The sequence below is a fragment of the Terriglobia bacterium genome, assembly GCA_020072785.1.
Classification (GTDB): domain Bacteria; phylum Acidobacteriota; class Terriglobia; order Acidiferrales; family UBA7541; genus Acidiferrum.
Genome location: JAIQGG010000002.1, coordinates 630,437 through 653,295 on the forward strand (window position 1 = coordinate 630,437; position 22,859 = coordinate 653,295).

16 protein-coding genes are annotated in these 22,859 nt (G+C 63.8%); 10 read left to right on the top strand and 6 right to left on the bottom strand.

Features of this window, described 5'->3' with window-relative positions; genetic code table 11:
* Positions 1-10: 10 nt before the first annotated feature.
* The 5 genes from LAN61_05970 to LAN61_05990 are packed head-to-tail and all read left to right on the top strand — an operon-like array spanning position 11 to position 7,415.
* Positions 11-1,810, top strand: a complete 1,800-nt coding sequence (locus tag LAN61_05970; protein MBZ5540053.1) for an ABC transporter ATP-binding protein/permease — start codon at positions 11-13, stop codon at positions 1,808-1,810.
* Positions 1,807-2,595: a S8 family serine peptidase gene (locus LAN61_05975; protein MBZ5540054.1), complete on the top strand. Its 789-nt coding sequence runs from the start codon at positions 1,807-1,809 to the stop codon at positions 2,593-2,595. Before LAN61_05970 ends, LAN61_05975 begins: the two co-directional genes overlap by 4 nt.
* Positions 2,595-4,319, top strand: coding sequence for an AMP-binding protein (locus tag LAN61_05980; GenBank protein MBZ5540055.1), 1,725 nt, complete (start codon positions 2,595-2,597; stop codon positions 4,317-4,319). The genes LAN61_05975 and LAN61_05980 overlap by 1 nt, the downstream gene beginning before the upstream one ends.
* A 7-nt stretch (positions 4,320-4,326) precedes the next feature.
* Complete coding sequence (locus LAN61_05985; GenBank protein MBZ5540056.1) at positions 4,327-5,949, top strand: acyl--CoA ligase; 1,623 nt, start codon at positions 4,327-4,329, stop codon at positions 5,947-5,949.
* Positions 5,946-7,415 carry an NAD(P)/FAD-dependent oxidoreductase gene (locus LAN61_05990; protein ID MBZ5540057.1) on the top strand — a complete coding sequence of 490 codons (1,470 nt, stop codon included), beginning with the start codon at positions 5,946-5,948 and terminating at the stop codon, positions 7,413-7,415. Before LAN61_05985 ends, LAN61_05990 begins: the two co-directional genes overlap by 4 nt.
* A 36-nt stretch (positions 7,416-7,451) precedes the next feature.
* Here the strand turns inward: LAN61_05990 and LAN61_05995 are convergent, their stop codons facing one another.
* Positions 7,452-8,138 carry a LysR family transcriptional regulator gene (locus LAN61_05995; protein ID MBZ5540058.1) on the bottom strand — a complete coding sequence of 229 codons (687 nt, stop codon included), beginning with the start codon at positions 8,136-8,138 and terminating at the stop codon, positions 7,452-7,454.
* Positions 8,139-8,669: 531 nt separating this feature from the next.
* Between LAN61_05995 and mgtA the strand changes: the two genes are divergently transcribed.
* The 4 genes from mgtA (at position 8,670) to LAN61_06015 (ending at position 13,603) form a co-directional block, all read left to right on the top strand.
* On the top strand, positions 8,670-11,180 hold the full coding sequence (gene mgtA / locus LAN61_06000; protein ID MBZ5540059.1) for a magnesium-translocating P-type ATPase: 2,511 nt from the start codon (positions 8,670-8,672) through the stop codon (positions 11,178-11,180).
* Between the two features lie 145 nt (positions 11,181-11,325).
* The gene (locus LAN61_06005; GenBank protein MBZ5540060.1) at positions 11,326-11,814 is read left to right on the top strand and encodes a MarR family transcriptional regulator; all 489 of its coding nucleotides are present in this window, start codon (positions 11,326-11,328) and stop codon (positions 11,812-11,814) included.
* A 111-nt stretch (positions 11,815-11,925) separates the two neighbouring features.
* Positions 11,926-12,876 (top strand): NAD(P)H-binding protein, encoded by a 951-nt coding sequence (locus tag LAN61_06010; GenBank protein MBZ5540061.1) that lies wholly within the window; start codon positions 11,926-11,928, stop codon positions 12,874-12,876.
* Positions 12,877-13,012: 136 nt separating this feature from the next.
* Positions 13,013-13,603, top strand: a complete 591-nt coding sequence (locus LAN61_06015; GenBank protein MBZ5540062.1) for a DUF4126 domain-containing protein — start codon at positions 13,013-13,015, stop codon at positions 13,601-13,603.
* Positions 13,604-13,654: 51 nt separating this feature from the next.
* Here LAN61_06015 and LAN61_06020 read toward each other — a convergent pair whose 3' ends face one another.
* The 5 genes from LAN61_06020 to LAN61_06040 form a co-directional block, all read right to left on the bottom strand.
* Complete coding sequence (locus LAN61_06020; protein ID MBZ5540063.1) at positions 13,655-15,505, bottom strand: NAD(P)-binding protein; 1,851 nt, start codon at positions 15,503-15,505, stop codon at positions 13,655-13,657.
* Positions 15,506-15,682: 177 nt separating this feature from the next.
* Positions 15,683-17,728, bottom strand: coding sequence for a S9 family peptidase (locus LAN61_06025; protein ID MBZ5540064.1), 2,046 nt, complete (start codon positions 17,726-17,728; stop codon positions 15,683-15,685).
* 45 nt (positions 17,729-17,773) lie between these two features.
* Positions 17,774-19,480: an amidohydrolase gene (locus LAN61_06030; GenBank protein ID MBZ5540065.1), complete on the bottom strand. Its 1,707-nt coding sequence runs from the start codon at positions 19,478-19,480 to the stop codon at positions 17,774-17,776.
* A gap of 96 nt (positions 19,481-19,576) precedes the next feature.
* A complete protein-coding gene (locus tag LAN61_06035) occupies positions 19,577-20,017 on the bottom strand; it encodes a VOC family protein (GenBank protein ID MBZ5540066.1) in 441 nt (146 codons plus the stop codon).
* A complete protein-coding gene (locus LAN61_06040; protein MBZ5540067.1) occupies positions 20,014-21,333 on the bottom strand; it encodes an APC family permease in 1,320 nt (439 codons plus the stop codon). The genes LAN61_06035 and LAN61_06040 overlap by 4 nt, the downstream gene beginning before the upstream one ends.
* A gap of 177 nt (positions 21,334-21,510) precedes the next feature.
* Between LAN61_06040 and LAN61_06045 the strand changes: the two genes are divergently transcribed.
* Positions 21,511-22,848: an aspartate aminotransferase family protein gene (locus LAN61_06045; protein MBZ5540068.1), complete on the top strand. Its 1,338-nt coding sequence runs from the start codon at positions 21,511-21,513 to the stop codon at positions 22,846-22,848.
* Positions 22,849-22,859: the final 11 nt, after the last annotated feature.

The following is a 22,859-nucleotide window of genomic DNA, read 5'->3' on the forward strand; positions in this document are numbered from 1 at the left end:
GCCAAACGGAGTGCAAGGCATTCCCAATCCAGGCAGTCAGAATCCCGGCTTGCCGCCGCTGCCGCAGTTTCGCCGTCTCTTGCCTTTCGTGCGTCCGTATGTCCGGAAACTCTCCCTCGTCTTTCTCCTGACGGTTTTTTCCTCGCTGATTGGGCTGGTCTATCCGCTGGGAGCAAGGTTCCTCATCGACAATGTGCTGGGCGCGCGAAACCTGCGCCTGCTTGTCGGAGTCACGTTTGTGCTGGCGGGGATAGTGCTCCTGGGCTTTCTTCTCAGTGCTCTGACCCGTTATCTGTACACCCTCGTTTCCGCGCGCATCCTGATGGACATGCGGCTGTCTCTTTTCCGGCACCTGCAGAACCTCTCCCCGCGCTTTTTTGCCAAAACGAAAACGGGCGAAATTCTGTCGCGCTTGAGCAGCGACGTGTCGGAGATCCAGTCGCTCGCCACCGATGGGGTGTTCAGCTTGGCTCTCAGCTTGCTCACTCTGGTGGGCACGGTCGGCATACAACTTTACCTGAACTGGAAGTTGTTCCTCCTGTGCACCTTCTTCCTGCCCCTGAGCGGACAGCTCCTGGTTCGCTTCCGCCAGCGGATCGCCGGGCAGGCCCGGACTGTCCGCGAGCGCAACGCCGAAGTTAGCAGCACCCTGGTCGAATCCTTGCAGGGGATGAAGTGGATCCGGACGGTGGGGGCGGAAGGCGCCGAGGCGGATAAACTCAAGCAGAAGAACGAGGACTACGTTGCGGCCCTTCTGGGTTACCAGGTTGTTTCCGCCTATGCCAATGCCCTCCCTATGGCCTTCCTCAGCTTGAGCACGCTGGTGCTTTTGCTCTACGGCGGCAATCAGGTCATTGCCGGGCGGATGACCCTGGGCAGCCTGGTGGCCTTTGCCGCCTACCAGGCGCGCGTGTTGAATCCGGTGCAGAATATCATCGGTCTTTACCTCAGTGTGCAGAGGGCCAGGGTTTCGCTGAATCGCGTTTTCGAATTTTTCGACCTCCAGCCGGAAGTGCTGGAAAGGGAAAACGCCTTCCGGCTTTCGCCGCCCAAGTGCGAGATCGAATTTCGCGATGTCTCCTTCGCCTATCAAAGCGGGGAGCCGGTTCTGCGGAGCATCAATCTGCGCATACCGGAAGGCAGCCGCGTGGCCATCGTCGGGCCCAGCGGAGCCGGCAAGTCCACCCTGGTGGATCTGCTGCTGCGTTTCTACGATCCTCAGCAGGGCAGGGTGATGTTCGCGGGGCACGACCTGAAGGATGTGCAGTTGAGCAGCCTGCGCGAGTCCTTCGCGGTGATCAGCGCCGAGCCGTTTCTGTTCCACGCCAGTATTGAAGAGAACCTGCGCTACGCCAACCCGCGCGCCAGCGAGGAAGACGTCTGGGCCGCGGTGCGATTGGCCGACCTCGAGGAATTCATCCGCGGCCTGCCGGACGGCATGGCGGCGATGGTCGGCGAAAGGGGCTTGAAGCTTTCCACGGGGCAGCGCCAGCGGATGGCCATCGCGCGCGCGGCGCTCCGCGATGCGCGGGTCTGGGTCTTCGATGAAGCCACGGGAGCGCTCGATGTGCTCACGGAATCGCACATCTGGACGGCCCTCGAAAAATGCCTGGCCGGCCGCACGACGCTGACGATCAGCCATCGCCTCTCTTCAGTGCTCGGCGCGAGCCAGATTTTCGTGCTCGACCGCGGGCAAATCGTGCAACAAGGAAGCCACGCGGGGCTCGTCGGGGAAGCCGGCCTTTACCAGCGTCTGTACCAAGCGGCCGGCTTGCCCGGCATCTCCGCAGTCGAGCCGAGATGGACATGACCGAACTGCGGACCAATCCACCGCCGATAAACCTCGGCGCGGGCAGCGGCAAGGGCGTCAAGGTCGCCGTGATCGACAGCGGCATCAACGCGCAGCATTCGCACGTGCAGCGCGTGGCCGGTGGAGTGCACATTCTCCTCGGCTCCGGGGGTGCGCTCGAGTTCCTGCCTGACTGGCGCGATTCCCTGGGACATGGCACCGCCATCGCGGGAGTTTTGCGGGCCAAGGCGCCGGACGTGGAACTCTACAGCGTGAAGGTGTTCGACAGGCAATTGCGGACGCAGGCGGAGATCGTCGCTGCGGCCATCCGCTGGGCCGCCGACAATCGGATGGACATAGCCAATTGCAGTCTGGGCACGGCGGAAGCAGCCCACCGGCCACTGCTGCAAGGGGCTTGCGAATATGCCGCGGGGAAGGGCGTCCTCGTTGTGGCCGCGTGCGAGAGTCCGGATGCGGAACTGTTCCCCGCCTGTCTGCCGGGCGTGATCCCCGTGGCCGGGGATGAGAATTGCGGGTGGGATGAGTTCTACGCCTGCGGAAAAGGCACGCCCGTATTCCGCGCCCACCCTTGCCCGCGTCCTCTGCCCGGCCGGCCGCAGGAGAGAAATCTGCGCGGTCACAGTTTCGCTGCGGCGCATATCGCCGCGTGCCTCGCGCGTCTCTGTGAACAGTTGCCCCCTGCGGAACGCCATCGAGTCTCCGGCATTCTCTTTGCGAATTCGAGCCGGCCGCGAAGGACGGCCGGCAACCAGCAGGTGGCTCTCCCCCAGGAGGCCCTTGATTGATGGCCGATAGACAGACGAAGGCGAGGCGTTTGAGCTATTCCCACGGCACCGGCTCCACGCCCCTGCTGGGAAGCTGCATCGGCCAGGTCCTCGATGAAACTGCCGCAGCCTATCCGGACAACGAAGCGCTGGTCGTCCGCCACCAGAAGAAGCGCTATACCTATCGGCAGTTTCACGCAGAGGTCGAACAGGCTGCGTGCGGTTTTCTTCGTTTGGGAATTCGGAAGGGCGACCGCGTGGGAATCTGGGCGACCAACTGCGCCGAGTGGGTCGTCGCGCAATTTGCCACGGCAAAAATCGGCGCTATCCTGGTCACCATCAATCCCGCAAATCGAACCTTTGAGCTCGAATATGCGCTGCGGCAGTCGGAGTGTCAGTCCCTGCTGCTGATCCACGGATTCCGCGACTGCGATTACGTGGCCACGGTGAGCAGTCTCTGCCCGGAGCTTGCGGGAAGCCGTCCCGGCGCCCTGCGCTCCGAAAAGTTGCCGCACCTGAAGAACCTGATCTTCTTGGGAGGAGAGACTGCTCCCCCTGGCATGTTCCACTGGCAGGACCTCCTGGCCATGGGGAGGGAACTCCCCGCGGAGGAACTCCGCAAGCGGGAAGCGGCCCTGGAAGCCGACGACGCCATCAATATTCAATATACGTCGGGGACCACGGGAATGCCCAAGGGCGCGACACTGAGCCACCACAACATCGTGAATAACGCCCAGTTGATCGCGGCTTCGATGAAGTTTACTCCCCGCGACCGCATGTGTATTCCGGTCCCTTTCTATCATTGCTTCGGCATGGTCCTGAGCAACATGGCGTGCGTGATCTCGGGAGCGACGATGGTGATCCCCGCCGCGTACTTTGACCCCCTGGAAACCCTGCGCGCGGCTTCGGAAGAGAAGTGCACTGCATTGCAGGGTGTCCCTACCATGTTTATCGAAGAACTGGGACACCCGGAATTTGGCCGCTTCGACCTTCACCATCTGCGCACCGGTATCATGGCCGGCTCGCCCTGCCCGATTGAAGTGATGAAGCGGGTAGTGAATCTTATGCACTGTTCGGAGATGACCATCGCCTACGGGCTGACCGAGGCTTCCCCCGTCATCACCCAGACCAAGACCGACGATCCTCTCGAGCTGCGCGTGACCACTGTGGGAAAAGCGCTGCCGCACACGGAAGTGAAAATCATCAATCCAGCCACGGGCAAGATTGTTCCCATTGGCACGACGGGGGAACTCTGCGCGCGCGGCTACATGGTGATGAAGGGTTACTACAACAATCCCGAAGCCAGCCGCCTGGCCATCGACGCGGACGGCTGGTTGCATACCGGCGACCTCGCGGCGATGGACGAGAACGGCTATTTCCGGATCACCGGCCGCGGCAAGGACGTCATTATTCGCGGCGGCGAGAACATCTATCCGCGGGAGATCGAGGAATTCCTGCACACCTGTCCGGGCGTCAGCAGTGTGCAGGTGATTGGTGTTCCCGACCCCGTTTATGGCGAACAGGTGATGGCCTGGGTGAAGCCCCTGCCCGGTGCCACGCTGACTCCTGAAGCGATCACTCAGTTCAGCGAGGGTCGCATCGCCAAGTACAAAATCCCCAAGTACATCAAATTCGTCGATTCCTTCCCGATGACGGTGACGGGCAAGGTTCAGAAATTCAAGATGCGCGAGATTTCCATCCAGGAACTGTCGTTGCAGGACGCCGCGCGCATTTACACGGCTTGAGGTCACGATGAAGGACGATCGCTACGAACAGCTCTTTCGGAATTTCCGTTGGGATGTGCCGGAGCGATTCAATTTTGCCCGCGACATCGTGGATCGCCATGCGCAGGATCCCGGCCTTCTCGCCCTCTTCTGGACCGATGAGACAGGGCGCGAGGAAAAATACACTTTCGCGCAGCTCCGTGACCTGTCCAATCGGTTTGCCAACCTCATGGCTGGCTTGGGGATCGGCAAGGGCGATGTGGTGCTGGTGATCCTGCCGCGGGTGCCGGCCTGGCAGGTGGTGATGCTCGGGTTGCTCAAGCTTGGCGCGATTGCGGCTCCGGGGGCCACGCTCCTGCAGCCCAAGGACATTGCCTATCGCATCCAGCTTGCCGGTGCGCGCGCCCTGGTCACGGACGTGGAAAACTGCGGAAAAGTCGAGAGCATCGGCGAAGTTGGCCCGGACTTTCGGCACCGGATTCTCGTGGGAGGCAGCCGTCCGGGATGGGCCAGTTACGAGGAGGGGATGCAACGCGCAGCAACGGCCTTCACCGCGGAACACAACCTCTCGAAGGACCCGGCCCTCATCTTTTTCACTTCGGGGACCACGGGCGGCCCGAAAATGGTTCTGCACAGCCACGCCTATACCTGGGCGCACCGCTTGACGGGAGAATACTGGATCGATCTGAAACCTACGGACCTGCACTGGAATATGTCGGACACCGGTTGGGCCAAGGCCGCTTACAGCACGTTGTTCGGCCCCTGGCATTCCGGTTGCGCGGTCTTTTCGTATAAGGGAAACTTCGAGCCGCGGAAGACCCTGGAGATGCTGGAGAAATACAAGATTACCACCTTCTGCGCTCCGCCGACCGCTTTCCGGCTCATGGTCAAGGAGGACCTGAAGAAATATCGATTCTCGCTGCGCCATGTGGTGGGAGCTGGCGAACCGCTGAATCCCGAGGTGATCGAAGTCTGGAAGGAAGGGACGGGACAGACCATCTATGACGGCTATGGACAAACGGAGTCGATCATCGTGGTTTGCAATCACCCCAGCATCCCGGTGCGGCCGGGTTCGATGGGCAAGCCCATGCCCGGACATGTGATCGCCATCGTGGATGAAGACGGCAACGAACTTCCGGCGGACGAGGAAGGAGAAATAGCCATCAAGGGGAATCCGCCTTCGTTGTTCCTCGGATACTGGAAAGAGCCGGAACTCACGCAGGCCTCGCGCCGCGGCCCCTGGTATGTCACCGGTGACAAGGCCTACAGAGACCAGGACGGCTACTACTGGTTTGTGGGGCGCGCGGACGACGTCATCATCAGTGCCGGATACCGTATCGGCCCCTTCGAAGTGGAAAGCGCTCTGATTGAACACCCTGCCGTGGTGGAGGCCGCGGCCGTCGCCAGTCCCGACGAGGTGCGCGGGGATATCGTGAAAGCGTTTGTCGTGCTGCGCAGTGGCTACCACGGATCGCCGGAGTTGGTGCGCGAGTTGCAAGAGCATGTTAAGAAGGTCACCGCCCCGTATAAATATCCGCGCGAGATTGAATTCGTTGCGCAGCTGCCGAAAACGATCAGCGGCAAAATTCGCAGAGTCGAACTGCGCATGCGGGAAGTGAAAAAGAAAAGGGCCAGCTCGGCCTCTTCATGATTTGCCGGGACAGATTCGACGTAGCGATCCTGGGCGCCGGTCCCGCCGGCGCCGTCCTGGCCGAACGTCTGAGCCGGAAAGGCTACCGTGTGGCTCTTGTCGAGCGGCAGCCGGGTCCGCGCTACGCCATTGGAGAAACCCTGCCTCCGTCGGTTAATCTGCTTTTGAACCGGACAGGTATCCTGCCATCCTCCACCTCTCTGGAATTTCCCCGCACCACAGGGAACTTGTCGGCTTGGGGGAGTAAAGAGGTCACCTTCCATCCGCATGCGGCGGATATGCGCAGCCACGGCTTACAGGTGGAAAGAGCGCGCTTCGATGGCTTGCTGGTGCAGGCGGCCCGCACTGCCGGTGTGGAGCTGTTTGCAGGCTGCCGCCCGGCGGAGATGCGCCACATCGAGCCGGGCTGCTGGACCGTCGTGCTGGCGTTGCCGGACGGCCAATCGCAGGAGATCGAGACGCGATTCCTGTGTGATGCGACGGGGCGCGCGCGCGTACTGGCCGGAAAGCTGCGCCTGCGTGCTCGGGCGTGTGGACATTTGCTGGGTCTGGTGGCTTATTGGGACGTTCCCGCGGACACGCGGCAGTCGGACGGCTGCAACACCTTGGTCGAGTCTCTTCCCGGCGGATGGTTCTACACGGCCCCGCTGGGTGATGGGCGGCGTGTGGCCGGCTGGATGACGGATCGCGATCTTCTTCCTCCCAGCCTGCGGAAATCCGCCCGGCAAGCCTACCTCCATGCCTTGCGGCAGACGAAGCATGTACGGCTCCGCCTGCGCAATGCACGCTGCAGCGGCGAGGTGAAGATATTTGCCGCCAACCCCACCCTGCTGGATTCCTCCTGCGGCCCCGACTGGCTGCTGGTGGGCGATGCCGCTTCTACGGTGGATCCCCTGTGCTCGCAGGGTGTCCAGAAGGCAGTCACCTCGGCGCTGGCAGCGGCCGCGGTCGTCCACACCGTGCTGGCACAGCCGGCCAGCCGTGCCGCGGCGATGCAGTTCTACCGGGAGAAAGAGAGCGCCGGTTTTCATTCCCACCTGGATGCACTGGCCGGGTACTACCGGCGCGAACAGCGATGGAGCGGGCGGCCGTTTTGGAAGCGGCGTCACGCCTGCCCGCCGGGGGCCGGTCCCGCGCCGGAGATGGAATCCAGCCTGCGCAGGCCGCAGCTTCAGGCCGCGGATCGGATCATGCGCGCGCCGGCCGCGAAAGTTCTTGTTCGCCCCGTCATCCAGGGGGAGTTCATCGCCGAGAAGTTGGTTGTGGTCTCCCCGCGGGCGCCACGCGGGCTGCGTTACTGCGGGCCAGTGTGCGTGCCGGAACTCGTGGAATTACTGGACACCAGACCCACGGTGGCCGCGCTTGTGCAGCAATACCGCCAGCTCCATGCCGGCGTTTCTTCCGCCGCCTTGCGCGATGGTCTGACGCAACTCCTGGCCCTGGGCGTGATCGAAGCGTCCCGCTAAGGGTCTCCCAAGTGCATGCTTCAGAAACCTCCCGCTTCAGGAAACCGCATGGCTCTTGCAGCCCGGTGCCCTGAGGAGGATCGGGCCTCTTGCCGTCCGCATTCGTCTCCTCGCGCTGATTTCGTTGTCTGCAGGGCGCATGCTTGCCTGCTCGAACTGTTTTGCAAGATGCGATTGCCCCACGGTCCGCCGCACCATCCACACCGTTTCCTTCCCCCCGAAAGCCGGGAGACCCGCCACCATGAAATCGGTCTGCGCTTCGGTACTTGCGGGGGGCGATGGTAAAAACACGAAATCGATCTTGCGTTCTGCGAGTTCGTGCAGCAGCTTTTCGGGACGGTCGCACATCATCTCGATGCGGGCGTTGAGATATTGCAGCCGGAAGGACTTGGTCACCAGCAGAAAGAGCCGGAGACCCGCGGCTCCGCTGACGCCCACCCCAATGCGCCCCGGGCAGGCAGTCTCGCTCTGCTTCAGTGTGGAAAGAGCCTCGTCCCGCAAGCCGATGATCCTCGAGGCAAATTCGTAGAGAACTTCACCCGCGTGCGTCAGCCGGAAATCCCTCTTGTGCGCGCGCGCAAACAGGGGCGTGCCGATCTCCTCTGCAAGTTTACCCAGCGCAATGCTGACGGCCGGCTGCGTGCGGCATACCCGCGCGGCGGCTTTGTGCACGCTGCGCTCTTCCACGACTCCGATGAACATCTCCAGTTGCATCATTTCCATGGGGCGCTCTCCTGTTTTTCTTCGGGCTGTTCTGTCCGCTAAAAACAAAGAGGCCGTTATACCTTCCCGGTATAACGGCCTCTGGCAGTGCTAAATGAAAATCTTGGGATCTGGCCGTTATCCGCTGGGGAGAAGCAGGATAAGTCGCGCAAGAATAGCGATGGTAAGGAGCAGAGGCGAAAAAAAGCGGATGGTCAGTATCGTGGGGCGCATGCGCACAGGACGCTCATCCATCCTTCGCGGCACGAGAGAGGCGCTCCGTCGCTGACTCTGGCTGCTCATTGTTGTTATTAAATATCATTATGGCCGTATTTCGTCAAATAAATAGCTCTTATTAATGGCGGACTCTAAAGCTGGATGCCAACTGTATTCGAATGCGGCGCGACTAAGTCGCTCCGCCAATCTAGCCCGCCCCCCTGCCCAGTTCGCCGCGCGGCTGGCAGGCAAGCATGCCCCGTGCCATACTCAACTCGCGCCCCGGCCTCCTCTGGCTTGCCGGGCGTGCCCCGGGTCCCTTTCGGTGCAGTGCACATGCCCATACTGGCCGAGCCCGAACTCGCCAAAGCGCCGCAGGAAGAAGGACTGACCGCGCGCCAGGCCGAAGAGCGCCTCGCGCAGTACGGCCCCAATGAACCCAGCCCGCGAGTCCGCCGCTCCGAACTCCTCGAATTCCTCCACTTCTTCCTGAATCCCCTTGTCGTCATCCTGCTGCTCGCCAGCATCGTCGCTGCCTTTCTCGGCGAGTTGCTGAACGCGGGCCTCATCGTCGGCATCGTTCTCGTTGGCGCCGGCATTAATTTTGTGCAGACCTACCGCTCCAACCGCGCCGTCGAACTGCTCCGCGCGCGCGTCGCTCCCACTGCCACCGTTCTCCGCGACGCCGCCTGGCAGGAAATCCACCGCAGCCAAATCGTCCCCGGCGACCTGGTCCGCCTCTCCGCCGGCGACTTGGTTCCCGCCGACGCCCGCCTGCTCGCCGCGCGCGACCTCTTCGTGCAGCAGGCCGCCCTCACTGGCGAATCCATGCCCGTGGACAAGGAACTCCTCCCCCAGCCCAGCCCTCTCGCGGCGGGCCCCGCCGCCCCCGACCTCGTCTTCCTCGGCACTTCGGTCGTCAGCGGCGCCGCCCTCGCCCGCGTGCTCGTCACCGGCCCCCGCACCGCCTTCGGCTCCATCGCCGAGCGCCTGGCCATGCGCCCCGAAGAAACCGAATTCGAGCGCGGCCTGCGCCAGTTCAGCATGCTCATCATGCGCACCGTCTTCTTCCTGGTGCTGTTCATCCTGGTCCTGCGCGTGGCCCTGCACAAGGACGCCCTCGAATCCCTGATCTTCGCCGTCGCCCTCGCCGTCGGCCTCACCCCTGAATTTCTCCCCATGATCACCTCCGTTACCCTGGCCAAAGGCGCGGTGCGCATGGCCCGTGTCAAGATGATCGTCAAGCATCTCTCCGCCATCCAGAATCTCGGCAGCATTGACGTCTTCTGCAGCGACAAGACCGGCACTCTCACCCGCGGCGAAATGTCCCTGGAGAAGACGCTCGACGCCGCCGGCCAGCCCGCCGAGCACCCCCTCCTCCTCGCCTATCTCAACAGCCAGTTCGAAACTGGCATTCGCAGCCCCCTGGACGCCACCATCCTGCAGGCCCAGGTCTCCCACGCCGAGGAATACTCCAAGCGCGATGAAATTCCCTTCGACTTCGAGCGCCGCCGCCTCTCCATCGTCGTTGACCAGAAATCCGCCGCCAGCTCGCGGCACCTGCTCATCACCAAAGGCGCTCCCGAAGGCATCCTGGCCTTGTGCGTGGCCTGCGAGATGGATGGTCAGCGTGTGCCCATGGACGAAGCGGCGCACGAGCGCTGCGCCCGGCTCTACGAGGCGCTCTGCTCCGACGGCTTCCGCGTTCTCGCCGTCGCCTGGCGCGAAGTCCGGCTCACCGACGGCCTCACCGTCCAGGACGAAAGGGAACTGACCCTCGCCGGCTTCCTGGCCTTCTCCGACCCGCTCCGCGAGGATGCCGCCTTGGCGCTCCAAGCTCTCGAACGCGACGGCGTGCAGCTGAAAATCCTCACCGGCGACAACGAGCTCGTCGCCCGCCATGTCTGCAAGCAGCTCGGCATCGTGGATCCCCCCACCGTTCTCGGCGAGGAGCTCGAGCGCACCAGTGATGCCGCCCTCGGCCACGTCGCCGAACAGACCATGCTCTTCGCCCGCATCTCCCCCATGCAGAAACACCGCATCATTCTCGCCCTCAAGCACCGCTCTCACGTCGTTGGCTACATCGGCGACGGCATCAATGACGCTCCCTCCCTGCACGCCGCCGATGTCGGCATCTCCGTCTCCACCGCTGTGGACATCGCTCGCGACGCCGCCGACCTCATCCTCGTCGAACCCGGCCTCAGCGTCCTCCATCGCGGCATCATCGAAGGCCGCAAAGCCTCCGCCAACGTCCTCAAATATCTCCTCATGGGCACCAGCTCCAACTTCGGCAACATGTTCAGCATGGCCGCCGCTTCGCTCTTTCTCCCCTTCCTGCCCATGCTCCCCTTGCAGATCCTCCTCAACAATTTCCTCTACGACCTCGCCCAGGTCACCATCCCCACCGACAACGTCGAGGACCAGCAACTGCGCACCCCGCAGCGCTGGGACCTTCGCCTCATCCGCAACTTCATGCTCGCCATCGGCCCCGTCAGCTCCCTCTACGACTTCCTCACCTTCTACGTCCTCCTCGCCGTCTTCCACGCCAGCAAGCCGCTGTTCCACACCGGCTGGTTTGTCGAGTCCCTCGCCACGCAAACCCTGGTCCTCTTCGTCATCCGCACCATGGGCAATCCCCTGCGCAGCCGCCCCAGCCGCCCGCTCACCATCACCACCCTCCTCATCGTCCTCATCGGCGTCGTCCTGCCGTTCTCCCCGCTCGCGCACATCCTCGGCTTCACCCCGCTCCCCGCAAAATACTTCGCCTTCCTCATCTTCGCCGCCGTCACCTACCTCGCCTTCGTCGAACTGGTGAAGCGCCGCCTCTTCGCCACCCACCGCCCCTGACGTTTCGGGATAGGTTTCTGCGTGCGCGCTTGCCGGGCGGGTCTTGACAATTGTCAGTTATGTCAGTAATATCTGTTGTGACAGAAAGAACTGTATGACCCAGCTAAGCACCGCCAAAAAGCAGTTCATCCTCCACTGGGGCGAAATGGGCGCCCGCTGGGGGATCAACCGCACCGTCGCTCAGGTTCACGCCCTTCTCCACGTTTCTGCCACTCCCTTAACTGCCGAGGAGATTGCCAAGACCCTCCATGTGGCCCGCTCCAATGTCAGCACCAGCATCCGCGAACTGCAGGGCTGGGGGCTCGTTCGCCCGGTGCACGTCCTCGGCGACCGCTGCCAGCATTACGAGTCCATCAAGGACGTTTGGGAGATGTTCCGCATCATCATCGACCAGCGCAAGAAGCGGGAGATCGATCCCACCCTGGAGCTCCTCCGCCTGTGCATCGCGGAACTCCGGCAGGGGAAGGAAGCCGATGCTTATACTCGGGAGCGCCTCGAGGAAATCTACGAGTTCTTCGCCGACGTCGAGGCGTTGTACTCCGACGTGCGGCAATTCCCGGTGGCAACGCTGCGCAGCCTGGTCAAGGCGCGCGGCACGGTCCGCAAGTTGCTCTCTTTGAAGCTCGGCCGCTAGGCCTTTTTTTGCTATGTAGTTCTGTCGTGAAAGGAAAGACTGAGGTACGGAGCGGTTGCTTGACCCAGCCGAGCTGCCGGCCCCTTCTCCGCATCCTGGGAGATACCGATGATGCAGGACACCACAGTTAACCCCGCCCCCGCACCCGGCGCGCCGTTGCATGTCGTTACCGGTGCCTTCGGATTTTCCGGCAAATACATTGCCCTGCGCCTGCTGGAGCGGGGCATCCGTGTGCGCACGCTGACCAATCACCCGGGTGGGGACTCTCCCTTGCACAGCAGGATCGAGGTGGCCCCGCTCAATTTCAAAAATATGGCAGAGCTGGCCCACAGCTTGCAGGGCGCGGCGACGGTCTATAACACCTATTGGGTGCGCTTCGCCCGCGGAAGGATGAACCACGAAACTGCCGTCCAAAACACAAAGGTCCTCATCCGCGCTGCGGCACAGGCGGGCGTGCAACGCATCGTGCACGTCAGCATTACCAATCCCTCGCCGTCTTCGCCTTTGCCGTACTTTCGGGGAAAAGCCGCGGTGGAGGAGGCTATCCGCTCTTCCGCGCTGTCCTACGCCATCCTGCGGCCTGCGGTGGTCTTTGGAGCGGAAGACATTCTGCTCAACAATATCGCCTGGATGTTAAGGCGCTTCCCGGTCTTTGCATTGCCTGGCAAGGGCGATTACGGGTTGCAACCCATCTTCGTGGAGGATCTGGCCGCGCTTGCCGTCGACAGTGGCCGCAGCCGTGAGAATATCGTGGTGGACGCGGTGGGCCCGGAGACCTACTCCTACGCTGATCTCGTGCAGCTCATTCGCGGCACGATCGGCAGTCGCAGCCGCGTCGTGCGCATCCCTGCAGCCGGGGTTGTCCTCGCTTCCTGGCTGCTCAGCCGCCTGGTCAACGATGTCGTTTTGACGAAAGATGAAGTCAGCGGCCTTATGGCCAATCTGCTCGTCTCCAAGGAGTCGCCAACGGGCAGCACAAGTCTTCGCGCGTGGTTGCAGACACATGCCCGCACAACCGGAAGGCACTACGCCTCGGAACTTGAACGGCATTACCGGTCGTAAGCTTTGGTGCGGTGCCCGTGCGGCCTTCCGAGCGCTCCTGACTTCGGATAGGGAAGGCGCCCTTGAGAAAGCTCGCTCCCACTGACTCTTCCCCGGGCGCTTCCGCCCGCTTCCCGGTTCCCGTACAATCCACATCATGAATCCCCTCGCAGCTCTCGGCCTGGTCCTCGGCGCGGGGTTTTCTTCTGGCCTGAACCTTTATGCCACAGTAGCCACCCTCGGCCTGCTGCAGCGTTTCGGCGTGATCCACCTGCCCGATCCCCTGCGCGTCATCGCCCACCCCGCCGTTCTCGCTATCGCCATCGCCCTCTATCTCGTGGAATTCCTCGCCGACAAAGTCCCCTACGTGGACACCGTCTGGGACCTCGTGCACACTTTTATCCGCCCCCCGGCCGCGGCTCTTCTCGCCTACGGCGCTCTCGGCGGCGTCGCGCCCTCTTGGCGCTGGGCCGCCGCGCTCCTCGCCGGCAGCGTCGCCCTCACCGCCCACGGCGCCAAAGCGTGCACCCGCGCCGCCGCCAACACCAGCCCCGAGCCCTTCAGCAATTGGACGCTGAGCCTCGGCGAAGATGTGCTGGCCGTCTGGCTCTCCTGGCTCGCGGCGACCCATCCGATCCTGACGGCCGCGGTTGTTGCCGCGCTCCTTGCGCTCTCCCTCTATCTGCTCCTGCACCTGTTCCGTTTCCTGCGCCGCGCGTTTGGGCGCGTTCTTGCGGGCTCTTCCTGACGCCCGCAAAAACGCGCAGCCTTGGAGATCACTTCTCCGGCGAGACACGAATTAGAGCAAAGGCAGGACTTCGCTGCTCGTCCGCACTCCCGAGCCGATTGCGCTTTCGTTTGCCGGGCTGGACTCCACGTCCTGTCCGCCAAACGATATCCGCCCGACCTGCTGCCGCGCGTAATATCGGTTGGAAGGCACGCGCGTCGCCTGGCCGCCGTTCATGATCGGAGCGCTGAAGGGCCAGCCCGGCTTCGGATAGACCATGCTGTGCCCCCAGCGATAGAGGTAGACGGCGCTGACGTCGCGGTTGAAGTCGAAATTGGGCCCCGCGAGCACGCGATTCAGATCCGCGCGCAGCGAATCCTCGTAGCTCGAAAAGGGCGTTGTCAGCAGCTTGATCCGCTCGTTGGGCTGATCCGCGGGCGACGCCGTGTTCCCTCCGTAGAAAGTCAGCACCGTCGGGCGGTTCGGGTTTACGCGGTCGGGGCCGACCCAGTCCGCAACAACAAAATCCGCCCAGTACTGGCTGCCCCAGTAGTAGGCATCGTAGCCCAGGTCCACCACCGGCGCCGCGCTGCGCAGCGTGACGTTGGCCACCATCACGGGGCCTAGCGTCACATCGTCGTAGGCCGCTAGCTGCGGCGCGCTGAACAGATGCTCGCAGGCCGTGCGCGCGGTGTGCGCCTGCCCCGCGAAAATCACCGCCTTGGCCGTCGCCCGGTAGAACTGCCCGTTGCTGAAATAGACCACGCTGGCGTTGCTCGCCGCCGTGTCGCCGCGCACCACCATGGCTCCCTGCCGGATGCGCACGTTGTTGCCGGGGTCGTCCATGGCCGTCAGGTTATACGGATTGTTCAGGAGCTCCGCATCCGTGCTCCCGCTGATCGCCGTGGGGATCAGCCACTTCACGATGTGCCGCAGCATCCCGGAGTTTCCCCCGGGATACGCAAACTCCGGGTAGTATTCCGCGCCCAAAAAGCTGATCGAGGTGTACGCGGAGACCTGTGTTGTCATCCCGTCCAGCGCGTCCACCGCGTAGCGCGTGTAAAAGTCGGAGACCGCCGGGTGGTATTTCTGGACCTGCGTCAGGTAGTAATCAAACGTCATCGGCGAGAGATAGTCGTATTTCGGGTCGCTGTTGTCCGCCGGATCCGTGGGCGAGCCGGGCTTGTGATACCAGTTCATCAGGTCCTGCCGCGCTGCCTTCAAATCATTCACGATATTGTTGGGGTAGGGAACGCTGTTCAGACCCTTTCCATACGTGTCCACATTCCAACTGCTCGTGCCGGGATTCACATAGGGTGTCGCGCTGTCAAAGTAGTAGCTGTACAACGGTGCTGGCAAAATGTAGTTCTGCCAGAGGATTCCCGTCGTATTGTAGATGTCGTCCAGGAACGGAGCATAAGGTTGCACGGCATAAGCCGTTGCCGTGGACGAAATGTCCGGAATGGGTGCGGCGTCATCGCGGTTCGCATTTCCCCCCGGAGTCGCCTGTCCGTCGAGGATCAGGATCTTGGTCCCTGGCCGCTGGCGCGTGAGATAAAACGCCGCCGAGCACCCCGACATGCCGCTGCCGACGATGATCACTTCATAGTTTCCGTTGTCCGCCAAAATTGGCTGGCTTCCCTGGTAGCTATCGCAGGGCGATGGCGAAATCACCACGCTGTCGCTCTTGAAGGTCAGCCGCCCGTCGCGCAGCCAGTGGCCGATATTGAACACCGAAGGCAGATTCCCGCCGCGCAGCACCCGCGGGTCGCTGCCGATGGAGCCGTCGCAAGGATAGGTGGTGGTTGCCGCATAGAACTTCATGGGGAAGGAGGACCCGACCGCCGCCGTGCCCGCGGCAATCAGCATCCCGTTGATAAAATCACGCCGCCGGATTCCGTCGTCCCTGGTTTTATGAGTCATGAGAGTGCTCCTTGAGGAATATTTGAAAGGAGTAACAACCTGGATTACTGCGGAATCTAGTCCTCTGGCGAGGGTTTTGCAAGGTTATTTATTTATAGCAGGGATGCTCGGAGGGAGTGTGCCGGAGGGAATGTGCCGGGCGGCGCAGCACCCGCCCGGCACGTGCAACGTTTCCGGTTACTTCAGGTAAACCGCCAGCCAATCCAGAAACGTCTTATACCAGAACTGGCTGTTCTGCGGCTTCAGCACCCAGTGCCCCTCGTCGGGGAAGACCACCAGCTTGGATGGCACGTCCTGCCGCTGCAGAGCCGAGAAAAATTCCAGGCTCTGCGTATACGGCACGCGGTAGTCCATTTCCCCCGCGAACACCAGCGTTGGCGTCTTGAATTTCCCCAGCTCTCCCGCATACGTCACCGGCGCCCACTTCCGGTATCCCTCCGGATTCCCCCATGGCGTGCCCTGCATGTCGTGCTCTTCGAACCACAACTCCTCAGTCGCGTACATGGACACTTTGTCGTACACCCCCGCATGGCTGATGATGGCCTTGAAGCGGCCCGTGTGCGTCGCGATCCAGTCCGCCATGTACCCCCCATAAGATCCGCCCGCCGCGGCCATTCGCGCGCCGTCCAGGAACGAGTATTTCGCGAGCGCGACGTCCACGCCTTTCATCACATCCTCATATGCCTTCCCGCCCCAGTCCCCCGTGATCTCATCCGTAAACTTCTGCCCGTAGCCCGTCGAGCCCCGCCGGTTGATCATCAGCGTCACGTATCCCGGCGCCGAAAACACCTGCGGGTTCCATCGGTAGCCCCACGAATTCCCCCACATCGTCTGCGGCCCCCCGTGCAGCAGCACCAGCACCGGGTACTTCTTCGCCGCATCGAACTTCGGCGGCCGGATCAGCATCGCTTGCACCTTCGTCCCGCCCGCTCCCTCGAACCAGAACGTTTCCGGCGCATTCATCTCCAGCGTGCCCAGCAGCGCGTCATTCTGATGTGTAAGCTGCCGCACCCCGCTCCCGTCGCTCCCCGCCGCGAAAATCTCCGCCGGCATCGTCAGGCTCGATCGTGTGAAAACGATCGTCTTCCCGTCGCCGCTGACGCTGACTTCGCTGTTAAACCCTTCCGCGACAATCTTTTTCGGCTCCCCTCCAGCCCCCGCCGGTGCGGCATACACCGGCATGAGCGTCTCGTTCTCCGCCCCAAAATAGATCGTCTTGCTGTCCGGCGACCACGAGAGCTCCTCCGGGTTGCGGTCGAAGCCCGCTGCGATGTGCGTGTGCGTCCCGCTCTTGCGCTCGTAGAGCATCAGCCGCCAATGGTCGGATTCATAGCTGGCCCGCGCCTGCGAGCGGTACGCAATCCACTGCCCGTTCGGCGCATACGCCGGCCCTCCGTCGAACCCCGGGTTCGTCGTGATGCGTTTCGCTTCGCCCCCCGCCGCCGGTACCACGAATAGGTCCCCGTTCGTGCTGATCGCTTCCACCTTGTCCGTTACCGCCACGAAGCACAGCTCCTTGCTGTCCGGCGAAAACGCGATGTCTGCCGGACCGCCGCGCTCGTCGGGCGGCACATCGTAGTTTGCTCCCGCCGTCAAGTCGCGCGGCGCCTCGCTCCCATCCGCCGGCACTACGAACAGGTGTCCGCGCTTGCCCTCGTTCCAGTGCGTCCAGTGCCGGTAGAGCAGGTGTTCCGCCACGTGCGCCTTCACCTTGCTCTTCTCCTTTTCCGCATCCCGCGCCCGGTTGCACTCGTCATCCTTACAATCCGGGTACACGGACGACGTGAACGCGATCGTCTTTCCGTCCGGCGACCACTTCACGATGTCCGCCCCCGTCGAGAGGCTGGTCAGCGCCCGCGCCTCCCCGCCGTCCATCGCCAGCAGATACACCTGCGAATCCCCGCTGCGCGCCGAGAGAAACGCCAGCGTCTTGCCGTCCGGCGACCACACCGGCGAAGTGTCCCGCCCGCTGCGCGTCAGCTGCACCGCCGCTCCGCCCCCTGTGGCCACCAGCCAGATATTGCTGCTGTTGCGGTTGGCCTCCAGGTCCGGCATCGTCACCGTGTACGCCACCCACTTGCCGTCCGGCGAAATCTGCGGCTCGTGCACCCGCTGCATGCGCACCAAATCCTCAAACGTAATCGCGTGCCGGGCCGCATTCTGCGCGCGCACTCCCGCCGCAAGCCCCAGCGCCAGCACCGCGCTGCCGATTACCACCGCCATTCGCCTCATCCTGTGCATCGTCTCTCTCCTCTCTGTCCTCTCGCGTCAGCGCCTGCCGCTCTTCTCGTACACCAGTTCGCCGCCCACAAATGTCTTCAGCACGCTCACATCCTTCAATTCGTCCGCGGCCACCGTCAGCACATCCCGGTCCACCACGATGAAATCCGCCAGCTTGCCCGCCTCCAGCGTGCCCTTCTGCTTTTCCTCGAACCCGTCGTACGCCGCGTTGCGCGTATACAGCCGCAGCGCTTCGCGCACCGTCAGCCGCTCTTCCGGCGCCAGCACCTTGTCCGTTTGCGCTTCCCGCCGCACCACCGCCGCCCAGATCCCCCACCACGGCCGCAGCGGCGTCACGTCCACGTCCGATCCCGCGGCCTCGATCACCCCGTTCTCGATGTACGACTTCGCCAGATACGCCCAGCGCGTGCGCTCCGCACCGTACGTCGCGAAATAGCTCCCGATCCAGTAAATGAACGCCGGATTCCCGTCGGCGATCACCCCGATCTCCCGCATCCGCTTCTGAATCGCCGGCGTCGCGATCCCGCAGTGCGCGATCCGGAAGCGCGCGTCCTTCAGCCCCAGCTCCTTCTTCACCCGCGCATACGAATCCAGCACCTGGTCGATCGCTCGGTCCCCGATCGCGTGCGTCACCAGCTGCCACCCCGCCCCGGCCAGCAGAAGGTGCGCCTTCTGCATCTCCTCCGTCTTCCACACCAGCAGCCCCAGCGGATTCTTTTCGCCCTTCAATTCCGGCGGGTAAATCGCGATTGTCCGCGCCCCCATCCCGCCGTCCGCGAACATCTTTACCGCCCCCAGCTTCAGCCGGTCATCGCCGAATCCCGTGTGCAGCCCCGATGCCGCCAGCCGCTCCGCATCCCCTAGCTTGGAGACCAGCGGCACCATCTGCACCCGCACCTTCAGCCACCCCCGCCGCCGCGCCTCCTGGTACGCCCGCATCTCCTCCGGCTGCACGGCGATGTTGTGAATCGTCGTCAGCCCTTCCTCCAGCGCGTGCTCGGAAACGTATTTCGCCGCTTCCACACTGAGGTCGGCGGGATCGGCGGGAAAAAACTTCGACACCAGCTCCATGGCATTGTCTTTCAGGATCCCGGTCGGCTCGCCCGCGGCGTCGTGCTCGATCACCCCGCCCGGCGGGTCTGGCGTGGCCCCCGTAATCTTCGCCAGTCGCAGCGCCATGCTGTTCACCGCCGCCAGGTGCCCTGTGCGGTGCCCCAGGTACACCGGATTGTTCGGAGCCACGCGGTCCAGATCCCCGCGCGTGATGTAGCGCCGCTCCGCCAGTTTGTCCTGGTCCCAGCCCGCCCCGCGGATCCATTCGCCCGCCTTCCGTGTCCCCGCGCTCCGCTTCACCCGCTCCGCGATCTCCGCAATCGAATGCACGCTCTGATAGCTGATCTCCACCTCGGACTGCAGCTCGCTCTTCGCCCACTCGATCGCATGCGCATGCACGTCGATCAGCCCGGGCAGCACGGTGCGCCCCTCCAGGTCGAGTACCTTGGTGCGCGGCGAAACGCACCCGGCCAGCTCCGCCTCCGTCCCCACGCCCAGAATCTTCCCGTCGCGCACCGCCAGCGCCTCCGCGACGTGATCCGCATCGTCCATGGTTACGATTTTCGCGTGCCGCACCAGCAGATCGGCATCCAGACATTGCGCCGCCACGCCCTCCGGCACAGCGCACCAAATGGTCGAAACAAGGAAGAGCAGGGAAGATGCGCATACCCTGGGAATCATATGCGGAAGGATCCTCTCGGATTGCGAAGACTCGCTGGCAGCCGCATGATGGCACGTTCCCGGCGCTCTGCCAAGCGTCCGCAACTACCGGCCTGGCTATTTCGGAAGCGCCATGCCCACCGCCCAGATGTAGCCATCCACATCTGCCACCACGGCCTCGCGCCAGCCGTGCGGATAGTCCGTGGCGGGCGCGAGAACCGTCGCACCCGCGGCTTTCGCCCGCGCCTCCAGCCCGTCCGGGTCCACGCCCAGCACACGCAGCTCGGCGCCCGTTCCGCGCAGCCCCGCCTGGCTCAACCGCGCATACGACCCGTGATGGTCGTAAGCGTGATCGGCGTGCAGCATGAACTCCAGCCCCGCGAAATTCAGCGCCGCAAAGTCCGCATCGGAATAGTGCACCATCGCCCCCAGCACCTGCGTGTAGAAGGGAAGCGCCCGCGCGATTTCCCGCACCAGCAGATTCACCGAGAAGCGCGGCAGCGACCTCCCGTATTCGTCCGCCGGCATCCACGGCTCTCCCACGCGCTTTTTCGTCATGGCTTCTCCTCTCTTTCCGCGCCTGCGGCTCCGCCGTGCACCGCCACCCAGTTCAGCGTCGCCACCACCAGCATCCCCCCCACCACCAGGAACTCGCTGCGCCCCATCCGCGTGAGCATCACCGCTGCGAAACCCACCCCCACCGCCGCGAACAGATACGGCGCCGGCAGCCGGAACCTCGCTCCCGTCGGATCCTTCCGTCGCAGCCACGGCACCGCCACGGCCATCGCCCCGTACACTCCCAGCCGCGCCACCGCCGAGAGCACCGCATTCCACTGGAACGTTCCCAGCGCCGCAAACCCGAACAGCAGCCCCGCGTACAGCCAGATCGAGATGTGCGGCGTGCGGTAGCGCGGATGCACCGCCGCAAAAAATTTCGGGAAGTCCCTTTGCCGCCCCAGCGCATACGTGATGCGCGGCGCGTGCAGCATATTCGCGCTCAGGTAGCCGTAGGTGGAAACCAGCGCCGCCAGCCCCATCGCCGTCGCTCCCGCCGGTCCCAGAAACACCCGCGCCGCATCCCCCAGCGGCCGCGCCGAGCCTCCCGCTCCCGGCAGCGTCACGATCACCACGTACTGCACCGCCGTGTAGATCGCCGCCACGATGGCCAGCGCCACCAGCAGCGCCACTGGCGTATCCCTCCGCGGGTCCCGCGCCTCGCCTCCCACGAACAGCGCGCCCTCGAACCCTCCGTAGGCGTAAACCATCAGCAGCACGCTCTCCATCCAGTCCCCCCGCGAAGCCGCCGGCAGCGCCAGCGGCAGCCGCAGCGCCGGATGCAGAAACCACACCGCCAACAATCCCCCCACCACGAAAAACGACAAAAACCCCACCTTCACCCCAGTGAAGATGTTGCTCACCGTATTCCCCAGGCTCACGCCGAAGTGATTGAAGACCGCCAGTTGCCCGATCAGCACCGCCAGCACTCCCAGCCGCGGTCCCGGCCGCCCCAGCACCGGAAAAAACTGCGCCGCATACGTCACGAAGAGGTTCGCCGCCGCCGCCGGCGCCGCAATCCGCGTCAGCCAGGTCAGCCACGCCATCACCAGCCCGGTGAACTGCCCGAACGCCTCGCGCGCATACAGGTAGATCCCGCCGGTCTCCTCGTACCGCGAGGAGATCTCCGCGATGCACGCCGCGATGACCACGATGCCCGCTCCCGCCAGCATTCCGGCCAGCGGGCTGTATCCGCCCAGCCGTCCCGCCAGCAGCGACGGCAGCCCGAATATTCCCGCCCCGATGATCGAATTGACCATCAGCGCCGTCAGGCTCCACCGGCCGATCGTGCGCACCAGACCCGTCTGTCCGTCTGCCACTCTGCGCTCCCTCCGCCAGGTTCTCCGCAGCCGAAACTGCCGTGCTTAAACAAAACTCTCCGGGAAACGGCGCAAGAGTAGCACAACCTCCAAAAGTCTAGTGGTGGAGAGCCGGACAGCTATCCGAGCCATATGGCTCACCCGCTGACTCTGCTACAATCGCCTTCCGGACACCGCATGACCATTCGATCCGCGCTGTTTCCGCGAAATTTCAAGAAGGACTATCCCGTCGCCGTGCGCGGCGAAGGCTGCTGGATTCACGCCGCGGACGGCAAGCGCTATCTCGACGCCGCCGGGCAGGCCGCCGTCGTCAATATCGGCCACGGCGTTCCCGAGATTGGCCGCGCCATGGCCGCGCAGGCCTCGCAAATCGCCTTCGCGCACACCTCCCAGTTCCATTCCGAAGTCGCCGAGCGTCTCGCCGCGCGCCTCCTCGCTCTTGCCCCGCCCTCCTTCCGCCATGGCGGCCGCGTCTATCTCGTCTCTGGCGGCAGCGAAGCTACCGAAACCGCCATCAAGCTCGCCCGCCAGTATCATCTCGAGTGCGGCGACACCCCCCGCTACCGCGTCCTTTCCCGCCGCCAGAGCTATCACGGCAGCACCCTCGGCGCCATGACCGTCAGCGGCAACGTCGGTCGCCGCCTCCCCTATCTCCCGCTCATGCCCGAGTGGGGACACATCGCTCCCTGCTTCTGCTCGCGCTGCCCCTTCGACGCCCGCTATCCCGCCTGCCGCCTCGCCTGCGCCGACGATCTCGAAACCCACCTGCGCGAAAAGGGCGCTCACGACGCCGCGGCCTTTCTCTTCGAGCCCGTCGTCGGCGCCACCCTCGGCGCCGCTGTCCCGCCCGCCGATTACGCCGCGCGCATCGCCGAGATCTGCCGCCGCCATGGCCTCCTGCTCATCGCCGATGAAGTTATGACCGGCCTCGGCCGCACCGGAAAGCCTTTCGCTGTCGAGCACTGGGGCCTCGAGCCCGATCTCATCACCGTCGGCAAAGGTATCGGCGGCGGCTACGCCCCGCTCGGCGCCGTTCTCGTCGGCCCGCGCGTCGTCGCCGCTTTCGAACGCGGCTCCGGCTCTTTCGCCCACGGTTTCACCTATCAGGCCCATCCCGTCGCCGCCGCCGCCGGCAACGCCGTTCTCGACTATCTAGAGACGCATCGCCTCTTCGACCGCGTCGCTCCCGCCGCCGCCTCGCTGCGCGCTGCACTCGCTCCGCTCGAATCCCATCCCCATGTCGCCGAGGTCCGCGGCCTGGGCCTGCTCATCGGCATCGAGTTTGTTCGCGACAAAGCCGCGCGCGCGCCCTTCGAACCCTCCGAGGGTGTCGCCGAGAAAATCCGCCGTGCCACCATGGACGAAGGTGTCCTCACCTATCCCTCGCAGGGCTGCGTGGACGGCTCCCGCGGCGATCATCTTTTGCTGGCTCCGCCGTTCATTCTGTCCGGTGGGGAAGCGCACACTATCGCGCAAGCTCTTTCCGCCGCGCTCGCTCGAGTTTTTTCCACCTGAGAGGGGACCAC

Excerpts from the sequence above, each read along its gene's own strand:
- mgtA (MBZ5540059.1), top strand. The coding sequence starts at position 8,670 with ATGCCCATACTGGCCGAGCCCGAACTCGCCAAAGCGCCGCAGGAAGAA.
- LAN61_06005 (MBZ5540060.1), top strand. The coding sequence starts at position 11,326 with ATGGGCGCCCGCTGGGGGATCAACCGCACCGTCGCTCAGGTTCACGCC.
- LAN61_06025 (MBZ5540064.1), bottom strand. The coding sequence starts at position 17,728 with ATGGCGGTGGTAATCGGCAGCGCGGTGCTGGCGCTGGGGCTTGCGGCG.
- LAN61_06045 (MBZ5540068.1), top strand. The coding sequence starts at position 21,511 with ATGACCATTCGATCCGCGCTGTTTCCGCGAAATTTCAAGAAGGACTAT.
- LAN61_05990 (MBZ5540057.1), top strand. The coding sequence starts at position 5,946 with ATGATTTGCCGGGACAGATTCGACGTAGCGATCCTGGGCGCCGGTCCC.
- LAN61_06010 (MBZ5540061.1), top strand. The coding sequence starts at position 11,926 with ATGCAGGACACCACAGTTAACCCCGCCCCCGCACCCGGCGCGCCGTTG.
- LAN61_05975 (MBZ5540054.1), top strand. The coding sequence starts at position 1,807 with ATGACCGAACTGCGGACCAATCCACCGCCGATAAACCTCGGCGCGGGC.
- LAN61_05995 (MBZ5540058.1), bottom strand. The coding sequence starts at position 8,138 with ATGGAAATGATGCAACTGGAGATGTTCATCGGAGTCGTGGAAGAGCGC.
- LAN61_05980 (MBZ5540055.1), top strand. The coding sequence starts at position 2,595 with ATGGCCGATAGACAGACGAAGGCGAGGCGTTTGAGCTATTCCCACGGC.
- LAN61_06030 (MBZ5540065.1), bottom strand. The coding sequence starts at position 19,480 with ATGATTCCCAGGGTATGCGCATCTTCCCTGCTCTTCCTTGTTTCGACC.
- LAN61_06020 (MBZ5540063.1), bottom strand. The coding sequence starts at position 15,505 with ATGACTCATAAAACCAGGGACGACGGAATCCGGCGGCGTGATTTTATC.
- LAN61_05985 (MBZ5540056.1), top strand. The coding sequence starts at position 4,327 with ATGAAGGACGATCGCTACGAACAGCTCTTTCGGAATTTCCGTTGGGAT.
- LAN61_06035 (MBZ5540066.1), bottom strand. The coding sequence starts at position 20,017 with ATGACGAAAAAGCGCGTGGGAGAGCCGTGGATGCCGGCGGACGAATAC.
- LAN61_06015 (MBZ5540062.1), top strand. The coding sequence starts at position 13,013 with ATGAATCCCCTCGCAGCTCTCGGCCTGGTCCTCGGCGCGGGGTTTTCT.